Source organism: Allobosea sp. TAB14 (genome assembly GCF_052113865.1).
GTDB classification, from domain to species: Bacteria; Pseudomonadota; Alphaproteobacteria; order Rhizobiales; family Beijerinckiaceae; genus Allobosea; species Allobosea spartocytisi.
In genome coordinates this window covers 1-6512 of the sequence record NZ_JBFRDQ010000220.1, presented here as the reverse complement: position 1 = coordinate 6512, position 6512 = coordinate 1, and the positions used below count along the sequence as shown (strand labels likewise).

The window sequence follows — 6512 nt, the reverse complement described above, 5'->3', positions numbered from 1 at the left end:
CTTCTGATCTCAGTTCACGATGCTGAGCTGCCTGTCGAGCACCCTGAGCACGCGCGACAATTCCGAGCCACGCTTCAGGATCAGCCCCGTCGCCGCCACTACCGAATAGGCTCCCTGCCGGCGCGCCAGCGCCGGGTCCTTCACGATGCGGTAGAGCGGCATTTCGGAGGAGCGGCGGAAGACCGAGAACTGYGCCTTGTCYTTCAGGAAATCGATGGCGTAGTCGCGCCACTCACCGGCCGCGACCATGCGGCCATAGAGATTGAGCAGTTCGGAAAGCTCGCGTCGATCGAAGGTGACGGTGGTGGGCCGTGCCGGCGCCGGAAAAGTCACGACGGCGTCGGCCGGCCGCGATTGTGGCGTTTCGCTTTCGCTCATGGCGCCTCCCCGCTCCGGTGGATGAAACGCGAACTCGACATGCCGCGATGATGCGCCCGCGATAGCGAGCTGGCAAGGGACACCGCACCGGCAGCGGAGATCGCCTGCCGCCGCTCCTCGCGGCTTCGTCAGCAATGCCGCAATTTCGCCGTCAACGCGCCAACGACCCGCCAAGTTGCGCCGCTCAATTACGGTCGTTGCCTCGACGGCCCGGTTCTGCTGAGCCCCGGCTTGTCAGCCCCCAGCCCCCCGGAGTTCCGGTGGAGCCGGGCCATCGGGTCGAGGCCAACTAGCGGCTGGCATTGCGCCGGCCGTTTTCTTTTTGGGCCTCAGCGCGCCTGCCGGTGATAGTCCGCATTCGGGCGCATATCGACCGCCGAGGCCATCCGGTTCGACATGTTGTAGAAGGCCGCCACCGCGCCGATGTCCCAGATGTCGCGCTCGCTGAAGCCGGCTTCGCGCAGCCCTGCGCGATCCTCCTCGCCGATCAGATGCGGCGTCTCGGTCAGCTTCACCGCGAAATCCAGCATGGCGCGATGGCGCCTGGAAAGCGCGGCCGCGCGGTAGTTCATCACCATCAGCTCGCCGAGCACGGGGTCGCCCGAGAGCTGGCGCACCGCGGCACCATGGGCGGTGAGGCAGTAATAGCAGCGGTTCACGCTCGACACCGCCACCGCGATCATCTCGCGCTCCAGCTTCGAGAGCCCCGAGGGCGCCAGCATCAGGTCGTTGTAGAAGGCGGCGAAGGCCGAGAGCTTGGCGTCGTCATGGGCATAGGACGCCAGCACATTCGGCACGAAGCCGAGCTTTTCCTGGCATTTCTCGAAATAAGCTTGATTCTCCGCCGAAAGCGCGCCCGGATCGAGAGCGAGCGCCATCACGGCCGGCGGAGCATCCTGCTTCGCAGGTTCCTCTCCGACCTTTGGTTTGTCATGCTTCGTCGCCATGGTGCGTCCTGTCTTGGTCCGGGAACAGCAATTTTGCCGCTTTGTTGGGCAAGGCAAAGTTGAAAGGCCGTGCAGCCTATGTCATCGCTGCGGCAAAACAACGGGGGTTGAGCATGGGCAAGCGGGTCACGAATGCCACGGCCGCGGCGGTTGCCGCCATTGAAGCTGCTGCCGCCGGGCTGAAATCGCCCATGCCCGCCGAATTTCCAAGGTTGCTCTACGGCCGTTCCGTCGCCGAGGATCTCGAAATCCTGCCGCCGGAGCTGCTCGCCCGCGCGGCAGCGGCTGCCTATGAGCACCTCACCGAACCGCGCGAGCCCGAGACGATCAATCTGCGCTTCCGCGACGACGAGTTCGAGGCGGATGGCCGCAAGCACCAGATCACGATYCTCGAGGTCGTMAACGAYAACAAGSCKTTCCTGCTCGATTCGACGCTGGCAGAATTGCAGGACCAGGGCTACGAGCCGCGCCTCGTCGCCCACCCGATCCTGGCCGTGGCCCGCGACGCCAAGGGCCGATTCGTCTCGCTCGCCGGCGAGGCGGCAGGCAGGGCGCCGGAAGGAACCCGTCGCGAGAGCCTGATCCATATCCATCTCGATCGGATCGATTCGGCGGAGGCGCGCCAGCGTCTCGAGCATGGGCTCGGCCAAGTCTATGCCGATGTCGGCCTCGCGGTCGACGACTGGGCGGCGATGCGCGGACGCATCACCGAGGTGATCCAGGCCTATCGCGCCAATCCGCCGCCGCTGCCCGAGGACGAAATCGCCGAGGCGCTGCAATTCCTCGAATGGATCGCCGGCGACAATTTCACCCTGCTCGGCGCGCGGGCCTATCGTTTCCCCGGCGGCGACGTCGCCGCCGACCCGATCGAGGGCTCCGGCCTCGGCATCCTGCGCGACCCCGCCGTCAAGGTGCTGCGCCGCGGCCGCGAGCTGGTGACGACCACGCCCGAGATCCGCGCCTTCCTGGCCCGGCCGCAGGCGCTCATCATCACCAAGGCCAACGTCAAGAGCCGCGTCCACCGGCGCGTCCATCTCGACTATGTCGGGGTCAAGCTTTTCACGCCGGAAGGGCGGCTCGATGGCGAATTGCGCATCGTCGGCCTGCTGACCTCGAACGCCTATACCGGTTCGGCCCGCGCCATCCCCTATCTGCGCCTCAAAGTCGCCCGCGTCGCCAAGAATATCGGCTTCGACCCGGCGAGCTATTCCGGCCGCGCCCTGCTGAACGTGCTCGATGCCTATCCGCGCGACGAGCTCTTCCAGATCGACGTGCCGACGCTGGAGCAGTTCGCGCTCGACATCCTGCAGCTCACCGAGCGGCCGCGCATCCGGGCGCTCGCCCGTGTCGATGAGTTCGACCGCTTCGTCTCGATCCTCGTCTTCATCCCGAAGGACCGCTACGACACCAATGTCCGCCTGCGCGTCGGCGAGTTCCTCGCCCGCGTCTATAACGGGCGGATCTCGGCCGCCTATCCCGCCTATCCGGAAGGGCCGCTCTCGCGCACCCATTACATCATCGGCCGCGACGAGGGGAAAACGCCCCGGATCGACCGCGCCACGCTCGAAGCCGGCATCGGCGCGATCGTCCGCACCTGGAGCGACGGGCTGAAGGACGTCCTCGACCAGGAGAAGGCCGGGCCCGCCGCCCGCGCGCTCGCCGAGCGCTACGCCGCCGCCTTCGGCGCCGCCTATCGCGAGCGCTTCTCCGCCACGGATGCACTGATCGACATCGAGATGCTGCAGCAGCTCTCGGCCGAGCGTCCGCGCGCCGTCAATCTCTACCGCCGCGAGGGTGACGCCGCGACGCGCGCCAATCTCAAGGTATTCTCGCGCGGGGGCGCGATCTCGCTCTCGGCTCGCGTCCCGCTGCTGGAGAATATGGGTTTCCGCGTCGTCAACGAGCGGACCTACAACGTCCTGCCGCAGGGCAATGGCGGCGCGGGCGAAGACGTCCGCGTCTGGCTCCACGACATGACGCTGGAGCGCGCCGACGACGGCGAGATCGACATCGAGCATCTCGACCCGACCATCGAAGCCGCGCTGATGGCGCAGTTCCGTGGACTGGCCGAATCGGACCGCTTCGACCAGCTCGTGCTCGCCGCCGGCCTCGGCTGGCGGGAAGCCGCGTTGCTGCGCGCCTTCGGGCGCTATCTCCGGCAGGTCGGCGCGCCCTATGCGCAGGGCTACATCGCCGACGCGCTGACGCGCCACCCCGGCATCGCCGCCGACCTCGTCGGCTATTTCACCGCCAAGTTCGATCCGCGCATCAAGCCGGAGGAGCGCGAGCAGCGCATGGCGCAGAAGCGCGCCGAAATCGAGGGCGCGCTCGACGCCGTCACCAGCCTCGACGAGGACCGCATCCTGCGTCGCCTGGTCAATCTGGTCGATGCCGCGCTGCGCACCAACTTCTTCCAGATCGGTCCGGACGGCCAGCCACGCGGCACCATCACCTTCAAATTCGACTGCGCTCAGGTCGACGGACTGCCGCTGCCGCGCCCGCTCTACGAGATCTTCGTCTATTCGCCGCGCGTCGAGGGCATCCACCTGCGCTTCGGCAAGGTCGCGCGCGGCGGCCTGCGCTGGTCCGACCGCCCGCAGGACTTCCGCACCGAGGTGCTCGGCCTGGTCAAGGCACAGCAGGTCAAGAACGCGGTGATCGTCCCGGTCGGCGCCAAGGGGGGCTTCGTGCCGAAGCAGCTTCCGCCGGCATCCGATCGCGCCGCCTGGCTGGCTGAAGGCACCGAGAGCTACCGCATCTTCGTCCGCAACCTGCTCGAATTGACCGACAATCTCGACGGCGAGACCATCGTGCCGCCGCCGGACACGGTGCGCCATGACGGCGACGACCCCTATCTCGTCGTCGCCGCCGACAAGGGCACCGCGACCTTCTCCGACACCGCCAACGCGATCTCGCTGGAGAAGCATCACTGGCTCGGCGACGCCTTCGCCTCCGGCGGCTCTCAAGGCTATGACCACAAGGGCATGGGCATCACGGCGCGCGGCGCCTGGGAAGCGGTGAAGCGCCATTTCCGCGAAGTCGATATCGACATCCAGACCACGCCCTTCACCGTCGCCGGCGTCGGCGACATGTCGGGCGACGTCTTCGGCAACGGCATGCTGCTCTCGCCCGAGATCAAGCTCGTCGCCGCCTTCGACCACCGCGACATCTTCCTTGATCCCGATCCCGATCCGGCCAGCTCGCTGGCCGAGCGCCAGCGCCTCTTCGCCCTGCCGCGCTCGTCCTGGCAGGACTACGACAAGAGCCTGATCTCGAAGGGCGGCGGCATCTTCTCGCGCCAGGCCAAGAGCATCCCGCTCTCGGCCGAGATCCGGGCGCTACTCGACCTCGACAAGAAGGAGGTCTCGCCGCCCGAGCTGATGACCGCGATCCTGAAAAGCCGCGTCGACCTGCTCTGGTTCGGCGGCATCGGCACCTATATCCGCGCCACGGACGAGAGTGACGCCCAGGTCGGCGACCGCGCCAACGACGCGATCCGCATCGCCGGCAACGATCTCCGGGCCCGCGTCATCGGCGAGGGCGCCAATCTCGGCGTGACCCAGCGCGGCCGCATCGAGGCGGCGCGCAAGGGCGTGAAGCTCAACACCGACGCGATCGACAACTCCGCCGGCGTCAACACCTCGGACGTCGAGGTCAACATCAAGATCGCGCTCGCCAACCCGGTGAAGGACGGCCGCCTCAAGGAGGAAAAGCGCAACGAACTGCTTGCGGCGATGACCGACGAGGTCGGGCTGCTCGTCCTGCGCAACAACTACCTGCAGACGCTGGCGCTCTCGCTCACCGAGGCCAAGGGCGTGGCTGCGACGCCCGGCCTGCGCTTCCTGATGCAGACGCTGGAGCAGGACGGCCGGCTCGACCGCGGCGTCGAGTTCCTGCCGAGCGACGCCCAGCTCGTCGAGCGCGAGAAGCGCGGCGAGGGGCTGACGCGGCCGGAACTCTCCGTGCTGCTGGCCTATGCCAAGCTCGCGCTGCACGACGCGCTGCTCGAATCGAGCGTGCCTGATGACCCCTATCTCGCCACCGAACTGGTCCGCTATTTCCCGAAGGCGCTGCGCGACGCCTATCCGGACGAGATCGCCGGCCACAGGCTGCGCCGCGAGATCGTCGCGACCCAGCTCGCCAACGCCATCGTCAATCGCGGCGGGCCGGCGCTGGTCCCGATCCTGGCGGCGCTGACCCGTTCGGAGGTGCCGGCCATCGCCGCCGCCTACGCGATCGCGCGCGATTCGTTCGATCTCATCGGCCTCAACGGCGAGATCGACACGCTCGATGCGAAGATTCCCGGCAAGACCCAGCTCGGCCTCTATGCCGCCGCGCAGGAGCTCGTCATCGACCGCATGGGCTGGTTCCTGCGGCGCGGCGCGGCCAAGCCCGGCACGATCGAGCAGACCATCGCGCATTACGCCAGGGGTGTTACCGATCTCTCGGCCGAGCTCGATGCGCTGCTGCCGGAAGCCGCCGCCCAGGCGCGGCTCGCCCGCATCGCCGTCCTCTCCTCCGAGGGCGTGCCCGAGGCGCTCGCCACCCGCGTCGCCAGCCTGCCCTCGCTCGCCCAGGCGACGGATATCGTCGACATCGCCGAGCGCAGCAAGCGCAAGATCGGCGATGTCGCCCGCATCCATTTCGGCGTCGATGCCTTCTTCGGCCTCTCGAATCTCGAGGCGGCCGCGGCGGCGGTGCCGGCGACGGACGACTATGAGCGTCTCGCCCGCGAACGGGCCGTGGAGACGCTCGACGACGCCCATGCGCAGATGACGCAGGAGATCGCCTCCTCGGATGGCGGCAAGGGCTCGCTCGAAAGCTGGCTCGCCGAGCGCGGCCAGGATGTCGAGCGCACCCGCAGCACGATCAACGCCATCGCCACCTCGGGCCTCACCCTGCCGAAGCTGATGGTCGCGGCCGGGATGCTGGCCGATCTGCCGCGCAAAAGCTAAGGAAACCGCATGACCAACGAAACCGACACGACCACCCGCGTCGATCCCAAGCTGCTCGAGATCCTGGTCTGCCCGCTGACCAAGAGCACGCTGGAATACGACGCGGCGAGGCAGGAACTGATCAGCCGCGCCGCGAAGCTCGCCTACCCGATCCGCGACGGCATCCCGATCATGCTGCCGGAAGAGGCCCGACCGCTGGAGGATTGAAGCTGTGTCGCTAGCTCCTCTCCCT

General features: G+C 67.7%; 4 protein-coding genes. 2 read left to right on the top strand and 2 right to left on the bottom strand.

All coding sequences use genetic code 11. The annotated features are described in order from the left end of the window. Positions 1–9: 9 nt before the first annotated feature. Together AB4Y99_RS24115 and AB4Y99_RS24110 are read right to left on the bottom strand one after the other, a co-directional pair. A complete protein-coding gene (locus AB4Y99_RS24115) occupies positions 10–378 on the bottom strand; it encodes a DUF2794 domain-containing protein (protein WP_038358163.1) in 369 nt (122 codons plus the stop codon). A gap of 329 nt (positions 379–707) precedes the next feature. Further along, positions 708–1256, bottom strand: coding sequence for a peroxidase-related enzyme (locus AB4Y99_RS24110; RefSeq protein ID WP_208112845.1), 549 nt, complete (start codon positions 1254–1256; stop codon positions 708–710). A 182-nt stretch (positions 1257–1438) separates the two neighbouring features. Between AB4Y99_RS24110 and AB4Y99_RS24105 the strand changes: the two genes are divergently transcribed. Both AB4Y99_RS24105 and AB4Y99_RS24100 read left to right on the top strand, forming a co-directional pair. After that, positions 1439–6280, top strand: coding sequence for an NAD-glutamate dehydrogenase (locus AB4Y99_RS24105; RefSeq protein WP_441525099.1), 4842 nt, complete (start codon positions 1439–1441; stop codon positions 6278–6280). A 9-nt stretch (positions 6281–6289) separates the two neighbouring features. Beyond that, complete coding sequence (locus tag AB4Y99_RS24100) at positions 6290–6487, top strand: Trm112 family protein (RefSeq protein ID WP_038358169.1); 198 nt, start codon at positions 6290–6292, stop codon at positions 6485–6487. Positions 6488–6512: the final 25 nt, after the last annotated feature.

Coding starts and splice junctions, on each gene's coding strand:
- AB4Y99_RS24110 (WP_208112845.1), bottom strand. CDS start 1,256: ATGGCGCTCGCTCTCGATCCGGGCGCGCTTTCGGCGGAGAATCAAGCT.
- AB4Y99_RS24100 (WP_038358169.1), top strand. CDS start 6,290: ATGACCAACGAAACCGACACGACCACCCGCGTCGATCCCAAGCTGCTC.